The organism is Streptomyces aquilus, assembly GCF_003955715.1.
In the GTDB taxonomy this organism is placed as follows: Bacteria; Actinomycetota; Actinomycetes; order Streptomycetales; family Streptomycetaceae; genus Streptomyces; species Streptomyces aquilus.
In genome coordinates this window covers 2474912-2495146 of record NZ_CP034463.1, presented here as the reverse complement: position 1 = coordinate 2495146, position 20235 = coordinate 2474912, and the positions used below count along the sequence as shown (strand labels likewise).

Annotated in this window: 19 protein-coding genes; 7 read left to right on the top strand and 12 right to left on the bottom strand. The window is 71.4% G+C overall.

All coding sequences use genetic code 11. The features are described 5' to 3' along the window. Window positions 1-349 precede the first annotated feature (349 nt). The 3 genes from EJC51_RS11515 to EJC51_RS11505 form a co-directional block, all read right to left on the bottom strand. Window positions 350-1447 (bottom strand): GNAT family N-acetyltransferase, encoded by a 1098-nt coding sequence (locus EJC51_RS11515; RefSeq protein ID WP_126270984.1) that lies wholly within the window; start codon window positions 1445-1447, stop codon window positions 350-352. Between the two features lies 1 nt (window position 1448). Beyond that, window positions 1449-1856 carry a hypothetical protein gene (locus EJC51_RS11510; RefSeq protein ID WP_166682850.1) on the bottom strand — a complete coding sequence of 136 codons (408 nt, stop codon included), beginning with the start codon at window positions 1854-1856 and terminating at the stop codon, window positions 1449-1451. A 168-nt stretch (window positions 1857-2024) separates the two neighbouring features. Further along, on the bottom strand, window positions 2025-3236 hold the full coding sequence (locus EJC51_RS11505; protein WP_126270983.1) for a S8 family peptidase: 1212 nt from the start codon (window positions 3234-3236) through the stop codon (window positions 2025-2027). 316 nt (window positions 3237-3552) lie between these two features. On the opposite strand from EJC51_RS11505, the gene EJC51_RS11500 reads away from it, so the two are divergent. Further along, window positions 3553-4347: an SGNH/GDSL hydrolase family protein gene (locus tag EJC51_RS11500; protein ID WP_126270982.1), complete on the top strand. Its 795-nt coding sequence runs from the start codon at window positions 3553-3555 to the stop codon at window positions 4345-4347. 3 nt (window positions 4348-4350) lie between these two features. Here EJC51_RS11500 and EJC51_RS11495 read toward each other — a convergent pair whose 3' ends face one another. From EJC51_RS11495 to EJC51_RS11480, 4 genes are all read right to left on the bottom strand, one after another. Beyond that, complete coding sequence (locus EJC51_RS11495) at window positions 4351-5937, bottom strand: serine/threonine-protein kinase (protein ID WP_126270981.1); 1587 nt, start codon at window positions 5935-5937, stop codon at window positions 4351-4353. A 75-nt stretch (window positions 5938-6012) separates the two neighbouring features. Further along, on the bottom strand, window positions 6013-7617 hold the full coding sequence (locus tag EJC51_RS11490) for a HoxN/HupN/NixA family nickel/cobalt transporter (RefSeq protein WP_126270980.1): 1605 nt from the start codon (window positions 7615-7617) through the stop codon (window positions 6013-6015). Beyond that, window positions 7614-8990, bottom strand: coding sequence for a tetratricopeptide repeat protein (locus EJC51_RS11485; RefSeq protein WP_126270979.1), 1377 nt, complete (start codon window positions 8988-8990; stop codon window positions 7614-7616). The genes EJC51_RS11490 and EJC51_RS11485 overlap by 4 nt, the downstream gene beginning before the upstream one ends. 114 nt (window positions 8991-9104) lie before the next feature. Next, window positions 9105-10637: a DUF4331 domain-containing protein gene (locus tag EJC51_RS11480; protein ID WP_207924858.1), complete on the bottom strand. Its 1533-nt coding sequence runs from the start codon at window positions 10635-10637 to the stop codon at window positions 9105-9107. A 209-nt stretch (window positions 10638-10846) separates the two neighbouring features. On the opposite strand from EJC51_RS11480, the gene EJC51_RS11475 reads away from it, so the two are divergent. The 3 genes from EJC51_RS11475 (at window position 10847) to EJC51_RS11465 (ending at window position 12612) form a co-directional block, all read left to right on the top strand. Continuing rightward, window positions 10847-11389: a sigma-70 family RNA polymerase sigma factor gene (locus EJC51_RS11475; RefSeq protein ID WP_126270978.1), complete on the top strand. Its 543-nt coding sequence runs from the start codon at window positions 10847-10849 to the stop codon at window positions 11387-11389. After that, the gene (locus EJC51_RS11470) at window positions 11386-12216 is read left to right on the top strand and encodes an anti-sigma factor (RefSeq protein WP_126270977.1); all 831 of its coding nucleotides are present in this window, start codon (window positions 11386-11388) and stop codon (window positions 12214-12216) included. Before EJC51_RS11475 ends, EJC51_RS11470 begins: the two co-directional genes overlap by 4 nt. Window positions 12217-12342: 126 nt before the next feature. Then, window positions 12343-12612, top strand: a complete 270-nt coding sequence (locus tag EJC51_RS11465) for a hypothetical protein (RefSeq protein WP_126270976.1) — start codon at window positions 12343-12345, stop codon at window positions 12610-12612. A 236-nt stretch (window positions 12613-12848) separates the two neighbouring features. On the opposite strand, the gene EJC51_RS11460 is transcribed toward EJC51_RS11465, so the two are convergent. After that, entirely contained in the window at window positions 12849-13631 is a 783-nt protein-coding gene (locus EJC51_RS11460) for an ABC transporter permease (RefSeq protein ID WP_126270975.1), read from the bottom strand. Next, window positions 13628-14578 (bottom strand): ATP-binding cassette domain-containing protein, encoded by a 951-nt coding sequence (locus EJC51_RS11455; RefSeq protein WP_126270974.1) that lies wholly within the window; start codon window positions 14576-14578, stop codon window positions 13628-13630. Before EJC51_RS11455 ends, EJC51_RS11460 begins: the two co-directional genes overlap by 4 nt. Window positions 14579-14641: 63 nt before the next feature. Between EJC51_RS11455 and EJC51_RS11450 the strand changes: the two genes are divergently transcribed. Then, window positions 14642-15358, top strand: coding sequence for a TetR/AcrR family transcriptional regulator (locus tag EJC51_RS11450; RefSeq protein ID WP_126270973.1), 717 nt, complete (start codon window positions 14642-14644; stop codon window positions 15356-15358). A gap of 11 nt (window positions 15359-15369) precedes the next feature. Here EJC51_RS11450 and EJC51_RS11445 read toward each other — a convergent pair whose 3' ends face one another. The 3 genes from EJC51_RS11445 to hmgA form a co-directional block, all read right to left on the bottom strand. Continuing rightward, window positions 15370-16524 carry a type ISP restriction/modification enzyme gene (locus EJC51_RS11445; RefSeq protein WP_126270972.1) on the bottom strand — a complete coding sequence of 385 codons (1155 nt, stop codon included), beginning with the start codon at window positions 16522-16524 and terminating at the stop codon, window positions 15370-15372. Window positions 16525-16737: 213 nt separating this feature from the next. After that, window positions 16738-17487, bottom strand: coding sequence for a GntR family transcriptional regulator (locus EJC51_RS11440; protein WP_126270971.1), 750 nt, complete (start codon window positions 17485-17487; stop codon window positions 16738-16740). A gap of 27 nt (window positions 17488-17514) precedes the next feature. Further along, on the bottom strand, window positions 17515-18831 hold the full coding sequence (gene hmgA / locus EJC51_RS11435) for a homogentisate 1,2-dioxygenase (protein ID WP_126270970.1): 1317 nt from the start codon (window positions 18829-18831) through the stop codon (window positions 17515-17517). Between the two features lie 146 nt (window positions 18832-18977). Here hmgA and EJC51_RS11430 point away from each other — a divergent pair, with 146 nt between their 5' ends. Together EJC51_RS11430 and EJC51_RS11425 are read left to right on the top strand one after the other, a co-directional pair. Further along, complete coding sequence (locus EJC51_RS11430; RefSeq protein ID WP_126270969.1) at window positions 18978-19583, top strand: hypothetical protein; 606 nt, start codon at window positions 18978-18980, stop codon at window positions 19581-19583. Then, window positions 19580-20209: a TetR/AcrR family transcriptional regulator gene (locus EJC51_RS11425; protein WP_126270968.1), complete on the top strand. Its 630-nt coding sequence runs from the start codon at window positions 19580-19582 to the stop codon at window positions 20207-20209. The genes EJC51_RS11430 and EJC51_RS11425 overlap by 4 nt, the downstream gene beginning before the upstream one ends. Window positions 20210-20235 lie beyond the last annotated feature (26 nt).

Sequence of the window (20235 nt, the reverse complement as noted above, 5' to 3'; positions counted from 1 at the left end):
ACCGCCCGCCCCTGGGCGGCCCGGCTGCTGTCCGGTTCGAAAGGGGGGTTGTTTCACCTACGGCATGCCGAAAGGGATCTCCGAGCACGCCCGGGTGAGCTGGCAAAGCCGGCCGACGACGAAAACAGCCGACGGTCGCGCGGCACGACCCGGTCACCAGTGCGGTCACCGAGTACGGCACCCCCCTACCGCGCCCCGCCCCGATCTGTCGCGGTCCTTGAGCCCTCCCCTAGTACCGCTGACGACGGACCGATGCGGGTGAGATGTACGACGGTATTGACGATTGAACCCCTATGGCAAGACCTGGAACCAGGCCTCACGTTTTTGATGGTTTGACCGTTACGGAGCCTTATTGGTTGTACGAACGGAGCCTTCCGACTTTCTTGAGCATCCGGTCCGCCGGCGCGAACAGCTCCGGCCGCGACTGGACGGTGTTGCGCAGCGCCCGGACGGGGGCGCGGCGCGCCCGGTGCCCGAGCGCGACCGGGTGACGCCGGGTCACCCACCCCTCCGACACGGTGATCTCCCGTGTCTTCAGGGAGTCCTTGTACTCCTTCTGCCCCCGGCCGAGATCGAGGTACGCGATCCCGTCGGCGGCGGCCGCCTCGGCCATCCGCAGATGCAGCACCAGCCCCGGCGAGTACTTCGCGTAGGCCGGGTCGTACGCCGGGAACCAGCACGCGAGCACCCGCTCGGTGCGCAGCCCGAAGTGCGCCGCGACCGGCCGGTCGTCCGCGTAGAGCACCGACAGGATGCCCGCGAACGGCTCGGAACGGGTGTGGAACAGCTGCTGCGCGAGATGGCTGATCCAGTCATGGGCGAACCGGTCGCTGCGCCCGGTCCTGCGGTACTGCGCGGACTTCCAGTCCATCAGGGTGCGCAGCACCGCCGGGTCCCGCTCGTCGTGGACGTACCGCACCCCGCCGGCGTCCCGGCCGAGCCTGCGTTCCTTGGCGAGCGTGGTCCGGGTGAACTTCGGTGCCTGTGACCGCAGATGGCGCAGATAGGCGTCGTAGCCCTGGTCGACGTCCATGACCGGGGACGGGAAGCTGCCCCGGGTCCCCGTGGCGAACGGCTCCTGGCCCTCCACCAGGTGGTCGAACTCCCAGACGGCGAGCCCGCAGGCACGCAGCAGCTCCCGCGCGTCCCAGCCGAAACCGGGCCGGTGGACGAGCCCCTGGGCGTCCGAGACGCCGAGGCCGACGGCCCGGCCGACTCCGGCCGCGGTCCGCTGGAAGGGGAAGAAGGCGGCGGGCTCGCCGTCCTCCCGTACGACCGCGATCCGCACGCCCCGCCGGCACCGGCCGACGGCGAGCGCGAACTCGGGGGACAGGAACGGGTTCGCCAGCTCGGGCGAGCCCTGTAGATGTGCCTTGGACTGCAACGACGTCCACGCCGCCCGGTCGGCCGCGGTCAGCTCGCCGGGGCGGTACACGCTGATGTCCACGTCAGGGAGTCCGTCCCGTCGTCGTACGGCCGCGTCGCCGCCGTACCCACAGCAGCAGCAGGAGCAGCGCGCTGATCGTGGTCACCGCCACGACGCCGCCGCGGTAGGACCACCGGTGGGTGGCCAGCATGCCCTGCGCCACCAGCATGTTCACGACGACCGAGCCGGCCAGGGCGGTGAGTACCCGGGCGAGCGGTTCGAGGCCCCGCAGCGCGACGGCGAGCGCGACGGCGGGCGCCGCCAGCAGGAAGAACAGGGTGAACGGGCCCCGCAGCGGCGAGTCCGCGCCGATCAGCGCGAGGAGCGCACCGAACCCGCCGACGGCCGTCGCGGCGCCCGCGAGCAGCGGTGAGAGGTCTCTCTCCGAGCCTCGATCCTTTGAGGATGTCCTGATGCGTATGGTCTGCATGGGCGACTTTGCCCCCCGAAGCGCCGGATGCCGGGCTTCAATGTGACCCAGGCGCGTGGCGGCCGTCAAGGGTCCGAGGGCCCTGTGCGGGGGATGGTACGGACCATGGGACAAGTGTTCCCCGGAGGCTCAAGTAGCCTCCGGGGAACGGAAGTTCAAGTGCGCGCGCTACGGGACGAGCTTGAGGAGCTTGTTCGGCGAGCCGCTGCCCGCGCTGGTGACCACGCCGGAGGTGGCGCCGTTCACCAGGGCCGAGGCGACCGTGGCCGGGGTGGCCGAGGTGTGGCTCGCCAGGTAGACCGCCGCGGCGCCCGCGACGTGCGGGGTGGCCATCGACGTGCCGGAGATGGTGTTGGTCGCGGTGTCGCTGGTGTTCCAGCCCGCCGTGATGGAGGAGCCGGGCGCGAAGATGTCCAGGACGGAGCCGTAGTTCGAGTAGCTGGCCTTGGCGTCCGTGCTGGTGGTGGCGCCGACCGTGATCGCGCTGGCCACGCGGGCCGGGGAGTACGAGGAGGCGTTGGCGGAGCTGTTGCCCGCCGCGATCGCGTAGGTCACGCCGCTCGCGATGGAGTTGGATACCGCGGTGTCCAGCGAGGTGGAGGCCCCGCCGCCGAGCGACATGTTGGCGACGGCCGGGGTGGTGTGGTTGTTGGTCACCCAGTTGATGCCCGCGATCACACCGGCCGTGGTGCCCGAGCCGCTGTTGTCGAGCACCCGCACCGCCACGATCTTCGCCTTCTTGGCGACGCCGTAGGTGGTACCCGCGATCGTGGTGGCCACATGGGTGCCGTGGCCGTTGCCGTCGGAGGCGGTGGTGTCGCCGTCGACGGCGTCGTAGCCGTAGGAGGCGCGGCCGCTGATCTGGGTGTGGGTGATGCGTACGCCGGTGTCGATGACGTAGACCGTCACGCCGCTGCCCGCGCTGTCCGGGTAGGTGTACGTGCCGGAAAGCGGAAGGGCCGCCTGGTCGATGCGGTCGAGGCCCCAGGGGGCGCTGGACTGCGTGGTGTCGGTCAGCTTCACGACCTGGTTCTGCTCGACGTGGGCCACGGCGGGGTCGGCCGCGAGTCTCCTGGCCTCGGTCGCGGAGAGGGTGGCCGAGTAGCCGTTCAGCACGGTGCCGAACGTCTTCCTGACCGTGCCGCCGTACTCCTTGACCAGGTTCTTGCCCGCGGCCGAGGTCGCCTTCAGGCCGGCGGACCCGGTCTTGAGCGTGACGATGTAGCTGTCCTTGATCGCGGTGGGGGAGTCGGCGGCAAGGACCTTGCCCTCGGCCGGGGCGGCCTGGGCGGGAAGGGCGGTGAGCCCACCGACGAGGGCGGCCGTCGCCAGGCCGGTTATCGCGGCGAACCGGAGTTTCTTGCTACGCAGTTGTGCCATTACGAGGGAGTCCTCCTCATAGGCGACGCGCGCCGGGGTCGGGCGGGCGTCTGTGGGGGGTGCGCGCGTGATCGCGCACACGACCCGGAACGTCGCGTTCCCGTCTCGGGCTGAGTAAAGAGTGGGTCATCTACGGGTGTGGAACAAGGGAGTTGAGCACCCGTCAACAAATCTGTCATGCCCACGTAATCAAACACGCCGCGAACATGCCGGGTCGCGGTGTGCAAGCCCTGAAAAGTCTTGGCATGGACACTTCCCGTCAACACGCGTAGTTGCTACGACGGTTGTGGCAGAGATCCTGCTAAAGGGAGGTTCCATGAGACGTTCCCGATTTGCCGCTTACGTCACCACGCTCCTCCTCGCCGCCGGCGCCGCCCTCACCGGGGCGACCTCGGCCCAGGCGGCGACCGGCCCCTATGTGGCCCTCGGCGACTCCTACGCGTCAGGGGTCGGCGCCGGCAGCTACATCTCCTCCAGCGGCGACTGCAAACAGAGCACGAAGGCCTATCCCTACCTCTGGGCCGCCGCCCACTCACCCTCGTCGTTCAGCTTCAAGGCCTGCTCGGGCGCTCGAACGGGTGATGTTCTGGCGAACCAGCTGGGCACCCTCACCACCAGCACGGCGCTCGTCACCATCAGCATCGGCGGCAACGACGCCGGCTTCTCCGACGTCATGACGACCTGTGTGCTCCAGTCCGACAGCTCCTGCCTGTCCCGCATCAACACCGCCAAGGCGTACGTCGACTCGACGCTCCCCGGACAGCTCGACAACGTCTACTCGGCGATCCGCAGCAAGGCCCCCAACGCCCATGTGGTCGTCCTCGGCTACCCGCGCTTCTACAAGCTCGGTACCACCTGCGTGGGCCTGTCCGAGACCAAGCGCTCGGCGATCAACGGCGCCGCCGACTACCTCGACGCCGCCGTCGCCAAGCGCGCCGCGGACCACGGCTTCACCTGGGGAGACGTCCGCGGCACCTTCACCAACCACGAGATCTGCTCCGGCAGTTCCTGGCTGCACAGCCTGAACTGGCTCAACATCGGCGAGTCGTACCACCCCACCGCGGCCGGCCAGTCCGGCGGCTATCTGCCCGTCATGAACAGCGCGGCCTGAGCCCTACTCGGTAGGAGTGGGAGAGGGGGAGGCCCCGCCCGTCGGGGTCTCCGTCTCACATGTCACCGAGAAGGGAACGGAGTTCGACGTCCGGTGCTGCGGATCGCGCACCTCGACACTGATCTCGTTCTGATACGTCCCGCTGTCGTCGTACGTCGTCACGAACGCCGTGTCCTGCTTGGACTTGCCGCCCCCCTCCGAGAACACCAGCGTCTTCCAGCCCTGGTCCATGACCTTGCCGTCCTTGGACTTCCAGCGGTACGTCACCTGCGCCGGCAGCCGGCCGACCGTGATCGTCGCCGTGAAGGTGGGCGCCTCGGCCTGCGCCGGCGGACAGCTCCCCGCGTACTCCGTGTTCGTGCCGGACAGCACGACCTGCACGGTCTGCGGCGCGGGCGCGCTCGTGGTGGGGGTGGCCGACTTGGACGACGAGGGCGGCGGCGCCTGGGGGTTCTGCTCGGACCTGCTCGGCGTGGTCTCGCTGCGGCTGGTGCTGCTGCCGCTGTCGGCACTGCCCCCGCCGTCGTCCCGGTTGAGCAGGGCGTACGTCAGTCCCGCGACCGCCAGCGCCAGGGCGGCGACGCCCGCGATCAGGGCGACCGCGGCACGGCGGTTGCGGTCGGGAGGCTCGGGCGCCGTCGTCGGCGCGGGCCGCGTGGGGGCCGTGGGCGGCAGCGGTGCCGTCTGCGGCTCCTCGCGGTACCCGGCGAACGTCGGTGTATACGGAAGGGGAGCGGTGGGGACCGCGCCGGTACGGAGGGTGCCTCCCGCCCCGATGATCCGCAGGTCCTGCTCGGCACGGTCGGCGGGCAGCCGCTCGGCCGGGTCCTTGCGCAGCAGCCCCTCGATGACAGGGGCGAGGGGACCGGCCCGGTGCGGGGTCGGCAGCTCCTCGTCGACGATCGCGCGCAGGGTGCTCAGCGGGGTGTTCTGTCGGAACGGGGAGTTGCCCTCGACCGCCGCGTACAGCAGCACGCCCAGCGACCACAGGTCCGACTCCGGACCCGGCGTTCGCCCCAACGCCCGCTCCGGGGCCAGGAATTCGGGCGAGCCGATCACCTCGCCCGTCATCGTCAGCGCCGAACTGCCCTCGACCATGGCGATGCCGAAGTCGGTGAGCACCACCCGCCCGTCGTTCGACATCAGCACGTTGGCCGGCTTCACGTCCCGGTGCAGCACCCCCGCCTCGTGCGCCGCCCGCAGCGCGGAGAGGATCTCGGCGCCGATGTGCGCCGCGCGCTGCGGTGACAGCGGGCCCTCGGCGTCCAGCACGTCGGCGAGCGAGACGCCCCTGACCAGCTCCATGACGATCCAGGGGCGGCCGTCCTCGGTGGCCACGTCGTACACCGTCACCACGTTGCGGTTGGCGACCCGGGCCGCGGCCCACGCCTCCCGCTCAAGGCGGGCGTACATCCGCTCCACCTCGGAGGCCGGCAGTCCGGCCGGTGCCCGCACCTCCTTGACGGCGACCTCGCGGTGCAGCACCTCGTCGCGGGCGCGCCACACGGTTCCCATACCGCCCTCGCCGAGCGGGGACAGGAGGCGGTACCGGCCGGCGATCAGACGTTCACGGCCCGGTTCTTCGGACACGGGCGTCCCCCATTCGCAACGTTCGCAGCGTTCGCGACTCCGCGTGACTTCGCGTGATTTCTCCCCAAAAGTAGCTCAGCCGAGTGCGGATGCCGCCCCCTTGAGCACCAATCCAGCCCCGAGCGCCACCACGAGGAACGCCGACAACAGGGGCGCGTGCCGGCGCACGAGTGCCGTGACCGGATGCGTGGTCCAGCGCGGACGCCGGTCCAGCAGCCGATTCATCCCGGTACCCAGCCTGACGACGGCGAACCCCGCCGCGCTGAGCGTGAGGGCGAGCCCGACGCCGTACGCGACGACGAGCAGGAACCCGAACCAGGCCTGCCCGAGCGCCATCGCGCCGACGAGCACGACGACCGCGGAGGGGCTGGGGACGAGCCCACCGGCGAAGCCGAGGAGGATCGTGCCGCGGAGGGTGGGGGCGGTGGAGTGGGTGTGGGTGAAGCCGCCGTGCGTGTGCGTATGCGTGTGGGAGTGACCGTGGTCGTGGTCGTGGTTGTGGTCATGGCCGTGCGCGTGGTCGTGGGAGTGACCATGTGCGTGACCGTGGTCGTGATCGTGGTCATGTGTGGGGCCGTGATCGTGGCCGCCGACCAGCGCCAGCTCGCGCCGGGGGGCTGGGGCGGGCGCATGCGCGTGCCCGTGTGCGCGCTGGTGCCAGGCCCGTCGTACGAGGGTCAGCCCCGCCCCCGTCACCAGCACCCCGCTCGCGACGCCCAGCCAGGTGATCACCGAGGGCGCCGCTCCCGAGCCCGCCGTGACGAGGAGGCCCAGGGCGACCACGCCGAGGGTGTGGGTCACCGTGACCGACGCGGCCAGGGGCATGACGTCCTTGAGGCGGGCCTTGCCGCCGCGGGCGGTGGCCACCGCCGCCATGAGGGTCTTGCCGTGGCCCGGTGCGAGCGCGTGGAGCGCGCCGAGGGCGACGGCGATGAACAGGGCGAGCGCGGCGAAGCCGACGGTGAGGTCGTGGCGGGCGACCAGGGAGTCCAGCGCCCGCGTCCAGCGGTCGGCGCCGCGCGGGAGGACGGAGGCGGCCGGGGCGTCCTCGCGGTCCTCGGCCAGCGCGGGGCCGCCGGGGCGGACGCGCACGGAGGCGGTGGTGGTGTCGGCGGGGGAGGAGAGCAACTTCCCTGGATAGCTGGTCAGTTCCCGGGAGACCGACGTCTTCGGTACGTCCGACGCGGCGAGTGTCATCCGGTCGCCGCGCGCGGTGATCTCCCGCCAGCCGGGCCCGGAGTCCGTCCCCGCGCTGTGGAAGGTCAGCGCCACGGTCGCGGCCTTCGGGAGCGGCGCCGTCAGCTCGCACTCCACGCGGAGGGTGTGCAGCCCGGCCTGACCGGGCCGGACCGTCGCCTTGCTGCTCTTGACGCCGAGGGTCGCCGCACGCCCGTCGACCGTGACCTCGCTGCCGTCCGCCGCCGCCGCGCAGCGCTGCCGGGCCCACCCGGTCATGCCCTGCTTCTCGATGTCCGGCTCGGCCTGGGTCGCCGGGATCTCGGCGAGGTCCTCGACATGGTCGACGCGGAGCTGACCGGGGGCGGCGACGAGGCCGTCGTAGCGGTTGACGGTGAAGTTGCCGAGGGGGTGCGCGCCCGCGCTGCTGGAGGGGACGAGCACGAGCGCGCACACGGCCGTCAGGACGGCCGCGCCGGAGGCGAACAGGCGACGGGACCTCACTTGGCCGCCTCCAGGGTCTTCAGGGCCTTACGGGCCTCGGCCGCGCCCAGGGTCGAGAAACCGGGGTTCAGCTTCAGGGCGGCCTTGAGGTGGGAGCGGGCGTCCTTCGCATGGCCCGTGGCCCGCTCGATCATGCCGCGGTGGTAGAGGAACGCGGCGTTGCGGTACCCGGTGGCGGTGGCCCGGCGGGCGTAGGGGAGGGCTTCGGTGTCCTTGCCGTTGACGTGCAGGGCCCAGGCGAGGGCGTCCGCGGTGTGCACGGTGTGCCGGCGTTTCCACTCGGCGCGGGCCGCGCGCAGCGCCGAGGCCTTGTCGCCGTGGTCGGCGGCGGCGAGGGCGGTGTCGAGGTCGGCGTTGACGCCGTTGGCGCGGGCGAGGGCGGTCCAGGCGTCGACGAGCGCGTACTGGTCGTCGGCCTTCTCCTGGTCGCCGGCCTGCTGGTACAGCTCGCCGAGTTCGACGAGCGGGCCGGGCAGCGGGTAGCGGGCGACGACGTCCGCCATGTTCTTGACGGCGGCGGCCCGGTCGCCGCTCGCGGCCTGGGCGCGGGCCCGGCCCTCGAGCGCCGGGATGTAGTCCTCGTCGGCGGCGAGCGCGCGGGCGTAGTAGGTGAGGGCCGCCTTGTAGTCGCCCTGGTTCCAGGCGAGTTGGCCGAGCTGGGCGGCGACGTACGCCACGTCGCCCGGGGTGGTCGCGGAGGCGAGGGCCTGCTTCAGCACCCGCTCGGCGGTGCTGACGTCGCCGCGCAGCTCCCGTACGTACGCGTACCGCGTGAAGACCGGGACGCCGGGCTTGCGGGCGTCGGCCGTGTCGGCGGCCTTCGCGGCGTCGTCGTAGCGGCCGAGTTCGACGAGGGCGTCGACGCGGGAGGACAGGGCCCGTTCGTCGTAGGGGTTCTGCCGCAGCACCTGGTCGGCGTACTTCAGGGCGTCGGCGAAGTCGTGCCGGGCCGCGGCGAGGGCGGCGCGGCCGGCGAGGGCCTGTTCGTTGTCGGGCGCCAGCTTCAGCGAGCGCGCCAGGGCCTTGTCGGCCTGCGGGTAGCGGGACGGGTCGCCCTTGGTGCGGGCCTGCTCCACGTAGGCGAGACCGAGGGTGGCCCAGCCGCCGAAGTCCTTGGGCTGGGACCGGAGATGGTCCTGGAGGGAGGCGATGCTCGTGTCGAGGTCGCCACCGGTGAGCAGCGCCGGCGACACGGCACTCGGCGCGGCGGCGGCCGTCGTCGTGGTGCCGCCGTCCCGCAGCGCGCCGACGGCGATGGACCCGGCGGTCAGCGCGATGGCCAGCAGCACGGCCGACCCACCGAGCCGCACCCGCCGCGCGACGGCACTCTCGGCCGACGTCTCCGACTCATCGGCGTTCGTACGCGAGGCCATGCCCTCTCCTAGTTACGAGGCTTGCTGTGCAAGGAAGTTGATGAAACGTGCGGCGCGGCCCGCACCGTGGGGGACGAGTACGTGCGGGCCGCGCCAGTCGTCGGGGCGGAGGGGCTAGTACGCCCGGGTCCGCATCCGCCGCCACCACATGAGGCCACCGCCGATGAGCAGGATGCCCGCGGCACCCGCGCCCGCCGACGCGGCGATCAGCGTGGTGTCGTCCGAGCCCGAGGCGCCCGCCGGCTGGAGCGCGTCGCCCAGCTGGTTGCGGACGTCGGCGCCGTCCGTCGTGCCCTTGGCGAGCGGGCCGCGGGAGCCCTCGGTCGGCAGGGCGACGTACGGGAAGGACTTCTCGAAGTCCTTGTCGTTCTTGTCGACCGCGTCGCCCAAGTCGTTCTTGGAACCGACCAGTTCACCCTCGACGACCTGGAGCGACGCGTCGATCACGTCGTCGGTCAGACGGCGCCCGTTCGGGAACCCGGCGTTGTCGCCATCAAGCACACCGAGCCGCTTCGGAGAATCGGTGGGCTTGATGGACGTGTTGAGGCGCAGCTCTTCGGCCGCGCGGACATGGGGCGGTTGGTTCAGCCCCTTCACTCCCTTGAGGAACACGTCCACGAGGTCGTTGCGCGGCTCGGCCGGCGCCTTGATCTTGTAGATGGCCTCGATGAGCTTGGGCAGCTCGGGGTTGGTGACGTTCTTCAGGAACTGCCCGTCGTACCAGGGCGAGGACGCGTTGAACTTGTCCTTGTCCTTCAGCGGGTTGACGACCTCGTTGACCAGCGGGTTGCCGAGCCGTGAGACCTGGGAGTAGTACCCCTGCGCGTTCCGGCGCTGGGTCGTCGACCATATGCCGACGATCGGCTGGTGCTTGGACTCGGTGATCATGTCCGTCGGGACCTGGAGGGCTATGGAGTTGACGTTGTAGCCCTTGAGGGTGTCGTTGCCGACCTCGGTGAGGTTCCCGCCGTACAGCAGGTCGAAGACGCGCAGGTCCAGGAAGAACGGGTCGTCGGCCTGGCCCGCGAACGAGGTCGCGCCGCCGGGCAGCTTGTAGACGGCCTGGTCGCGCAGCTTCTCGTAGTTCGGCATCGACGCCTTGCCGACGTTCGACGGCGCCACCGGAACGTCGTCGGCGACCTTCGTCTTGTACTCGACCTTCTGGTTCTTCAGCCGGAACAGGTCGATGTCGTACGTCTGCGTGATGTTGAGGTCGGGGTCGTCGAGGCTGTCGACGGCACCCGTGTTGTACAGGAACGTCTTCTTGTTCTTCGTGTGTGTCTTGAAGGTGAAGCGGTAGAGCAACTCGCCCTGGCCGTCACCGTTGTTGTCGATGTGGATGTCGTACTGGGCGTCCTCGGCGAACTGGTAGAAGTTCGGCCCGCCCGCCGGGTCCTCGAAGGGGATCCAGTTGGCTACGATCGTCGTGGTGTCCGGCTTGTCCGGGCTGACGAACGCGTACACGTCCGTGTTGTCGTACTGCGGGTCGCCCGAGATCAGCGGGGCCTCCCGGTGACTGGAGGCGGAGGCCGCCCCGGGTTCCAGCGTGGCCACGCCGGCGGCGGCGAGCCCGCCGGCGGCCAGCGCAGCGCAGACGAGGGTCGCGAGGCTCCTGCGCCCCGCACCGCTCCTGGAGTTAGGTGTCATGCCGTCCGTCCTCAGTCCCAACGTTCCTGACGCTGGGGGATTCGGAGCGGGGGCCGGGCCGGATTGGTCGAACCTGAAAACTTATTTCCTCGCAGTTCGACCCGCGTTTTCGGCCTTCTGATCCGTAACCCCATCCGGAGGTGTGTTCGTTGCGAATACCTCGTGAGACGGGGCGGCCCAGATGTGGACTCGCGGGAGGGGGAGACGAGTTGGAGGCGGACGAGCTTCTGGTACTCGTGGCCGGCGGTGACCAGAAGGCATTCGAGAAGCTGTACGGACTGGTGTCCGGGCCGGTGTTCGGCCTCGTACGGCGTGTGGTGCGCGATCCGGCGCAGTCCGAGGAGGTGTCCCAGGAAGTGCTGCTGGAGCTCTGGCGGTCCGCCGCGCGGTTCGACCCCGGCCGGGGCAGCGCCCTGTCCTGGGTCCTCACCCTCGCCCACCGGCGGGCCGTGGACCGGGTGCGCAGCGCCCGCGCGGCCGGCGAGCGCGAGCAGCGCGAGGCCTGGCGGGCCCACCACCCCGCCTTCGACCAGGTGACCGAGGAGGTGGAGGCGGGCCTCGAACGCGAGTGGGTGCGCCGCTGCCTGGAACGGCTCACCGACCTCCAGCGGCAGTCCGTCACCCTCGCCTACTACGACGGCTACACCTACCGTGAAGTGGCCGAGCGGCTCTCGCTGCCGCTGGGCACCGTCAAGACCCGGATGCGCGACGGTCTGACCCGGCTGCGCGAGTGCCTGGGAGGTGTGGCGTGAGCCTGCTCGACAAACTGCTGCGCCGCGACGACCCGCACTCGCTGGCCGCCCCCTACGCCCTGGACGCGCTGGAGCCGGCCGAGCGGACCCGCTTCGAGAAGCACTTGAGGAACTGTCCGGTCTGCGCCGCCGAGGTCCGCGCGCTGTCCGAGGACGCGGTCCGGCTGGCCTGGTCGACGGCCGCCCCGCCGCCGCCCGCGATGCGCGACCGGGTGCTGGCCGCCGTACGCACCACCGCGCAGGAGCCGGCCCGGGCGCGCGAACCGCAGGCGCGCGCCCGTGAAACGCAACTGCCACCGCACGTCTGGGGCACGCAACGACCGCCGTCGCGCTCCCACGCGCCCCGTGCGCGCCGCCCGCTGTTCGTGCCCTTCGCCACCGCCACGGCGGCCGCCGCCCTCGTCGTCGCCTCCCTGTTCGCCGTACAGGCGAACCAGACGCAGGACCAGCTGAACGCCGAGCGCGCCCAGGCACGTGAGATCGCCCACGTTCTCGCAGCTCCGGACGCCCGGGCCAGCACCGGCAAGGACGCGCGGGGCCGCAGCATCGGCGTGGTCGCCTCGGCGGCGGAGGGACAGGCGGTCATCACCCTGAGCGGATACGACGACATCCCGAGCGACCGCGTGAACCAGTTGTGGCTCATGCGCCCCGGCGCGCAACCGCGCTCCCTCGGGCTCTTCGACGCCGACACGCCCTTGGTCGCAAACGGTCTCGACAAGTCCGCCACGTCACTCGCTGTAACCGTCGAGCCCGATGGTGGCTCAGCGCAACCCACCAGCCAGCCGGTTGTCCAACTCGCCCTGAAATCGGTTGGATTCGGAGAGTAATCAAAGAGGGGTCGTCAACGCCCTTACGGGGAAGGTGAATCCTGTGACCTCGATACACGAGTGCCCCGTGAGGGCGATAGGGTTACCCTGCCCGGGCCGGGTGGACTCGTACGGGTGGGGAGTGACATGGAACAGATAACAGTGCGGAGCAGGGCCAGGGTCCCTGCGATCACCTGCGGGAGCAGCGCGACCAGTTCGCGCCTCGACCGCCATCTCGCGGTGCTCGGGGGTCCCGTGGTGCCGCAGCAGAAGACGGCCGAGGCCACCACGCTGATGCGGGAGCTGACAGCGCGTGAGCCCGTACCCAACCACAGCGACCAGAAGGCGCGGGTCCGTCGGGTCTCGCTCTTCGCGCCGCTGCGCCGACTGCGTCGTTCGCTGTTCGGCGGGCACTGAAGCTCCCGACTCGCGCTCGGGCGGTCGCACCGGTCCGGCACGGCGCCGCGACCCCGTCGTCCGTCATCCCCACGGCATGCGGCACCCTCCGGGGTGACCGCCCGACGCGAGCACACACCTTCCCCCCACCCCGCACGAACTCGTCGGCGACGCCCACCCGTTGACGAAGAAGCCCCGGGGTCACCCGGGGCTCCTCTGTGGCATGACCGCTCAACTCACCCTTCAGCCGCCGGAGTTCACCCCTCACCGCGCGCGTACCGGCGCACCCCGAGCGGCACGAACACCGCCAGCAGCACCGCGCACCAGGCCAGCGACCCCGCGACCGGATGCGCCACCGGCCAGGCGGCACCCTCCGGGACCGGCGCGTTGCCGAACAGGTCCCGCAGGGCCGTGGTGAGCGCGCTGATCGGATTCCACTCGGCGATCGTCCGCAGCCAGCCCGGCAGGTTGTCCGTCGGGATGTAGGCGTTGGACAGCAGCGGCAGCATGAACGTCGCGCTGCCCAGCTGGCCGGCCGCCTCCTCGCTCCGCGTCAGCAGCCCGAGGAAGATCCCGGCCCAGGTGCACGCGAACCGGAACAGCAGCAACAGCCCCACGGCCGCCACCGCGTCGAGCGCCGACCCCTCGATCCGCCACCCCACCGCGAGCCCGACGAGCAGGAACGGCACCGTGCCGACGGCCGTGACGATCACGTCCGCCGTCGCCTGTCCCACCGGTACGGCGGCCCGGCTGACCGGCAGGGTGCGCAGCCGGTCCGTCACGCCCCGGTGGACGTCCTGCGCGGCCTGGAACATGCCGGTCATGATCCCGTTGGCGGCGGTCGCCACAAGGAGGCCCGGAACCAGGAACGAGCGATATTCCGCGCCCGGCATCGCCAGCGCACTGCCGAAGACGTAGCCGAAGAACAGCAGCATGCTGATCGGCATGGTCTGGGTCAGGATCACCAGCGCCGGGTTGTTGCGGACCCGCAGCAGCTGGCGGCCCAGCATGGCCGTCCCGTCGAAGGCGAGGGTGCTCATGCGGCGACCTCCTGCTCCTGCTCGGCCGTCAGACGCAGGAACACGTCGTCCAGCGTGGGTGGTTCGATGCTCGCGTCGAGCAACGGCACTCCGGCCGCGTCCAGTTCACGCACCAGCCGGGGCAGCGTGAGCGTGGTGTCCCGGGTGACCGCGCCGACGGCCAGCCGCTCGTGGTCGAACGTCGGCTGTCCGCCGGTGAGCCGGTCGAGCACGCCCGCCGCCTCGACGAGCACCTCCGGGTCGGCGACGACGACCTCGACGTAGGTGCCGATGACCGCCTTGAGCTGGGCCGGCGATCCGGTGTGCGCGACCAGGCCCCGGTCCACCAGGGCGATGTCGTCGGCGAGCTGGTCCGCCTCCTCCAGGTACTGCGTGGTCAGCAGGACCGTCGTGCCGTCCTGCTTCAGCTCGCGCACCGCGTCCCAGATGGCGTTACGGCTCGCCGGGTCGAGGCCGGTCGTCGGCTCGTCCAGGAAGAGGATCTCGGGTCGGCGGACCAGGCTCGCCGCGAGGTCCAGCCGGCGGCGCATCCCGCCCGAGTACGTGGACGCGGGCCGGTCGGCGGCCTCGGTCAGCCCGAAGCGCTCCAGCAGCTCGGCGGCCCGCTCGTTCGGCGCCCGCATCCGGTGCAGCCGGGCGAACAGCCGCAGGTTCTGCCGGCCGGTGAGATCCCCGTCGACCGACGCGTACTGCCCGGTCACGCCTATGGCGCGGCGTACGGCCGCGGCCTCGCGGACCAGATCGTGCCCCGCGACCCTGGCCGACCCGGCGTCCGGGCGCAGCAGCGTCGTCAGCAGCCGTACCGCCGTCGTCTTGCCCGCCCCGTTCGGCCCGAGCACCCCGCAGACCGTGCCCCGCGGGACGGCCAGGTCGAGCCCGCGCAGGGCACGCACCTCACCGAACCGCTTCTCCAGACCCTCACTAAGTACAGCGTACGTAGTAGTCATGGGTCGACCATAGCGCACTACGTACGCTGTACGTAACTAGGATGGTGGCCGAGGTGATGATCGATGGCGGGCCGAGCGGCCGTACCCGAAGTGATCTGGGCGCGCCCCGAGCGCACCGGCCGTGGGCCGAAGCCGGCGTACACCCGCGCCGACATCGCGGCGGCGGCGGTGCGGATCGCCGACGCGGAGGGCCTGGACGGGGTGTCGATGCGGCGGGTCGCGGCCGAGCTGGGCTGCGGGACCATGTCGCTGTACAACTACGTCCCCCGCAAGGAGGACCTGTACGAGCTGATGATCGACGCGATCGGCGCCGAGCACGAGATCCGGGAGCCCTCGGGCGACTGGCGGGCCGACATGCTCCGCAACGCGATGGAGACGCGCGGGATCATGCACCGGCACACCTGGGTGCCGCGGCTGATGTCAGGGGTCTACGGGTTCAGCCCCAACAGCCTGCGCTACCTGGAGCACTGCCTGGAGTGCCTGGAGCCGCTCGACCTGCCGTACGCCACCAAGACGGAGCTGGTCGCGCTGCTCAACGGGGTGGTGACCACGTACACCGCGAACGAGATCGCCACGGCCGAGCGGACGCGGTCGATGCCCTGGTCCGAGGACGAGGAGAACGCGGTGCGGATCGCCTACCTCGGCAGTCAGGTGGCGACCGGCGCGTATCCGAGGCTGGCGGCGGCGTTCATGGAGCAGAGCGGGCCGATCGATCTGGAGGGGGTGTTCCGGCGGGCGTTGGAGCGGGTGCTGGACGCGTTCGATCCGGAGCGGCGCTGAAGCAGGGTGAGCTAGAGCAGGGTGAGTTGACCCTCGGGGCCCTCTTCGTGACCGCCGAGAACCGACGCCGGCCCCCGTGCCCAGTCCGGCACCGGCAGCACGCCCGCCCGGCGCAGGTCCGCCGCCCTGATCACGGACGTCAACTCCTCCTGGGGCGGCTCGACTTCCGCCAGCAACGCCAACACCGTGATCAGCTCCAGCAGTTCCGATGTCCACGTCTGGGGCCAGGTCGCCGGGCGGATCGCCGCCAGCGTGCCCGGCTCGGGTTCCGCCGTCCGGGCCGTGAACCACTCCTCCAGGACCCGGACCCCGCCCGCCTCGTAGTCCCACGCCTCCGGCGGTACCGGGGAGATGCGGCCCTCGTCCAGGTGGAGGGTCTCCTCGTCGCGGTCGTAGTGCAGGGTGAGGGGGCGGGACGGCAGGGGAGCGCGGACGTAGGGGCGGCGGCCGCCCGGCAGCCTGGGGCGTTCGCCGTCGCGGCGCATCAGCCACAGCAGGCGGTGGCCCGACTCCACGCCCCGCGCCCAGAGTTCGGGGTCGTCGGTCAGCGGGACGGCAAGGTCGGGGCGGACCGCCGTCATGATCCAGGCGAGGACGTCCAGGGGGGAGGGCCGATGGCCAAGACGCTCGCCCAGCAGGGCCAACAGCCCCGGTGCCAGGTTCGGTTCGGTGCCGCCGGGGCGGCGGTACAGCGGGCGGACGCGGCCGGGCCGCAGCAGCGGGAACAGCGACGTGGCGACCAGCAGCGGGCCCGGGGAGCCGCCCGCCGTCTCCGCCACGAACACCTGGTCGTCGTCCGCCACCCGCCACAACTCCGGGCGGGCGGTGTCGATCAGCCGGTGGTCGGGGATCAACCACTGTTCGTCGAAGGGGGCGTACAGGACGCGGACGGGCTCGGCGCACGGGCCGGTCGCCCGCACCAGCTTCTCGGTGCCGCCGGTCCGGCCCGGCAACTGCCCCACCGCCGAGCGCAGGGTGCGCGAGCGTGTCAGCTCGAACAGGGCCTCGCGGTCCGGCCCCTCGGCCTTCAGCAGCGCGTCCCAGCGGGCTTTCAGGGACGGGGCGTCGGGGCCCGCCGGCCACCCCCGGCCGAGCCGCGGCGGTGCGACGGACCACGGCATGAGGTCCGCGAGCAGCGGAGCGTCGTCGTGCGTCACGCTGGGCATCGTACGACTTGGAAGCGACACCGGGGGCAGGGCCTGTCCGGCGGATCAGGTCGCGGGAAAGCAGCGGCACCTTATATGGCGCGGTGAGCGGGGGCTGGTGCGTCGAGCTGCAAGGCGGAGGAGGGAGTCGACGCGGAGCGTCGGGGACCGACGACAACGCGGCAGATCGGCGTGCCAGCCCCCGCGTCTGCGGCAGGATCCGCTGGGCAGGCCCTAGGTCGCCTCCAAGGTCACCGTGAAGGAGAAGCGGTCGCCGCGGTAGTGGATGACCGCCGCGTCCAGCACCTGCCCCTCCGGGTCGTAGGTGACACCCGTGTAGTGCAGGATCGGGCTGAGCAGCGGGACTTGGAGCAGTCGGGCCGTCTCCGGGTCCGCGAGCCGGGCCTCCACGGTGTCCGTGATGCGGCCGATGTCCGCGCCGACGACGTCGCGCAGCACCTTGGTCATGGGCCAGCGGACGAGGTCCTCGGGGTCGATGCGGGCGGCGAGTTCGGGGCGGACCCAGTTGCGGGCGTGGTTCGTCGGCTCGCCGGTCTTCTCCTCGGAACGCAGCCGGTGGTACGTCCCCACCTCGTCCAGCCCGGGGAAGTACTCGGCGAGTTCGGGCGGCACCGGGCCCTTGCCGTGCCCGAGCAGTTCCGTGGTCATACCCGACTGCTGGGCCACGATCGCGTCCACCGAGCCGAGCAGCCGCACCGGCGCGGTCCGCAGCGCCTTGGGCTCGATGAACGTGCCGCGCCGGCGGTGGCGGGTGATCAGCCCCTCGTCCTCCAGCTCCTTCAGCGCCTGCCGCATGGTCAGCACGCTCACCCCGTAGTGCCCGGCCAGCTGCTCCTCGGTGGGCAGCCGCAGCGGGTCCCGGGGCGAGCGGCCCAGTATCGAGGCGCGCAGCGACTGCGACACCTGATACCAGAGCGGCAGCTTGCGGTTCAGGACGATCGAGTCCGGGGCGAAGGAGGTCACAGGGCCATCCGTACCGGTCGGGGATCTTCAGTGCAAGGGGCGGAAGTGCCGCTCCATGCCCTGCCACACGTCGTCGTAGTGCCGTTGGAGGTGGTCCGCCTGGGCCGCGTGCGCGGTGAGCGTCACCGGCCACCGCGTCTCGAACATGAACGCCAGCCCGTCGTCCACCTTCTGCGGCTTCAGCTCGGCCGCGCTCGCCTTGTCGAAGGTGTCCCGGTCGGGGCCGTGCGCCGACATCATGTTGTGCAGCGAGCCGCCGCCGGGCACGAAACCCTCCGCTTTCGCGTCGTAGGCGCCCTCGATCAGGCCCATGTACTCGCTCATCACGTTCCGGTGGAAGTACGGCGGCCGGAACGTGTCCTCGCCCACCAGCCAGCGCGGCGCGAAGACGACGAAGTCGACCCCGGCGAGCCCGGGGGTGTCGCTCGGCGACGTCAGCACCGTGAAGATCGACGGGTCCGGGTGGTCGTACGAGATCGTCCCGATGACGTTGAAGCGGCGCAGGTCGTAGACGTACGGCACGAGGTTGCCGTGCCAGGCGACCACGTCCAGCGGGGAGTGGTCGTAGGTGGCCGTCCACAGGTTGCCGCAGAACTTGTTCACCACCTCCACCGGGCCCTCGACGTCCTCGTACGCGGCGACGGGTGCCTTGAAGTCGCGGGCGTTCGCCAGGCCGTTGGCGCCGATCGGGCCGAGGTCGGGGAGGCGGAAGGGGGCGCCGTAGTTCTCGCACACGTAGCCGCGGGCCGACGCGTCGAGGAGCTCCACCCGGAAGCGGACGCCGCGCGGGATCAGGGCGACATGGCCGGGCTCGGCGTGCAGCAGCCCGAACTCGGTGCGCAGCAGGAGGCCGCCGCGCTCCGGGACGATCAGCAGCTCGCCGTCGGCGTCGCTGAAGACCCGGTCCATGGAGTCGGTGGCGTGGTAGAGGTGCACGGCCATGCCGGTGCGCTGGGCCGCGTCGCCGTTGCCGCCGAGGGTCCACAGGCCGGCCAGGAAGTCAGTGCCCTGAGTGGGCTCGGGGAGGGGGTTCCAGCGCAGCCGGTTCGGGTCGGGGACGGACTCGGTGAAGGGGGCCGTACGGATCCAGCCGTTGTGGGTGTGGGTGAACGCCGGGTGGGCGGCCGAGGGGCGGAGGCGGTACAGCCAGGAGCGGCGGTTGTGCGCGCGGGGCTCGGTGAACGCCGTGCCGCTCAGTTGCTCCGCGTACAGGCCGAGGGGGGCGCGCTGCGGTGAGTTGCGGCCCTCCGGCAGGGCCCCCGGGACCGCCTCCGAGCTGTGCTCGTTGCCGAACCCGGAGAGGTGGGTCAGTCCCTCCGCGGTCTTCCGCGCGTCCCCGATCATGATCGCTCCCTTGCGGTCCGATTCCTATGGACCACCGTAGGATTGCGTTTTCGCCTCCGCAAGGGGTAGGGCCTCCTCATCAGGGAGGAGGAGAACCCACCTCCAGGGGGATCCGACTTCCGGACGGCTGTTCTACTCTCGCCGTCATGACGTGGACGCGGGCCCTCCCGGCCGCGCTCGCGGTCTGTGTCCTAGTGCTGACCGGAACCGCGAGCTGCGACGCCGGCGATGCGGGGCACAAAGGGAAAGCGGTCTCGCCCTCACCGGTGGGCAAGGTCCTCAAGGACACCGACGAGGAGGGGCGGCACTACCGCGAGGTGGACGGCAAGGACGCCCCCGAGGTCGGCATCGAGGTCCAGCCCGACACCGACGCCGGCTGGGACGTACGCCTGACCCTCACCCACTTCCGCTTCTCCCCGCCGGACGCCAGGGCGACACCGGTGGAGGGGCGCGGGCTCGTCTACCTGTACGTCGACGGCGACCTCGTCACCCGGCTGCGCACCCCCGGGTACCGCATCCCCGACAACCTCGTCCCGCGCGGCACCCACACCGTCACCGCCCGGCTCTACGCCGACGACGGCACCGTGTGGGCGGTCGACGGCGACCCGGTGGAGAGCACGGCGGACATCACGGTGTCGGGCGCGGAGGGCTCACCGGACGCGTCGGTCTCCCCGGACGCACTGAGTGCACCGGGCACGTATGCGCGTACTGGGGGGCGAGGTTCACCGGACCGCGCCGGAAAGGCATCATGAAGCCCGTGCCCCACGCGACACCCGCGACCCCCGAGACATCGCTGCGCCGAGCGCCCGTGCAGCGGCGCAGCGCCGAACGGCTCACCAGGATTCTCGACGCCTGCGCCGACCTCCTCGACGAGGTCGGCTACGACGACCTGAGCACCCGGGCCGTCGCCCAGCGGGCCGGCGTCCCCATCGGCTCCGTGTACCGCTTCTTCGGCAACAAGCGGCAGATGGCCGACGCCCTCGCCCAGCGCAACCTCGAACGCTTCAGCGAGCAGGTCGGCGAGCGCCTCAAGGGTGCCGACGGAGGCTGGCGGGAGGCCCTGGACGCCGTCCTCGACGAGTACCTCGCCATGAAGCGCACCGCGCCCGGCTTCTCCCTCGTCGACTTCGGCAACCAGATCCCCGTGGGCGCCCGCGCCGAACCCAACCACCGCGTCGCCGACCGCCTCACCGAACTCCTCTCCGGCTACCTCGACCGCGACCCCGACGACGACCTGCGCCGCGCCTTCCTCATCGCCGTGGAGACCGCGGACACCCTCGTGCACCTGGCCTTCCGGATGACGCCGGACGGGGACGAGCGGATCATCGCGGAGGCCCGGGAGATGCTCCGCGCGTACCTCGGGCGCGTGCTGGACTGACCGAGGTCCGCAGGGCTCCCGCGCAG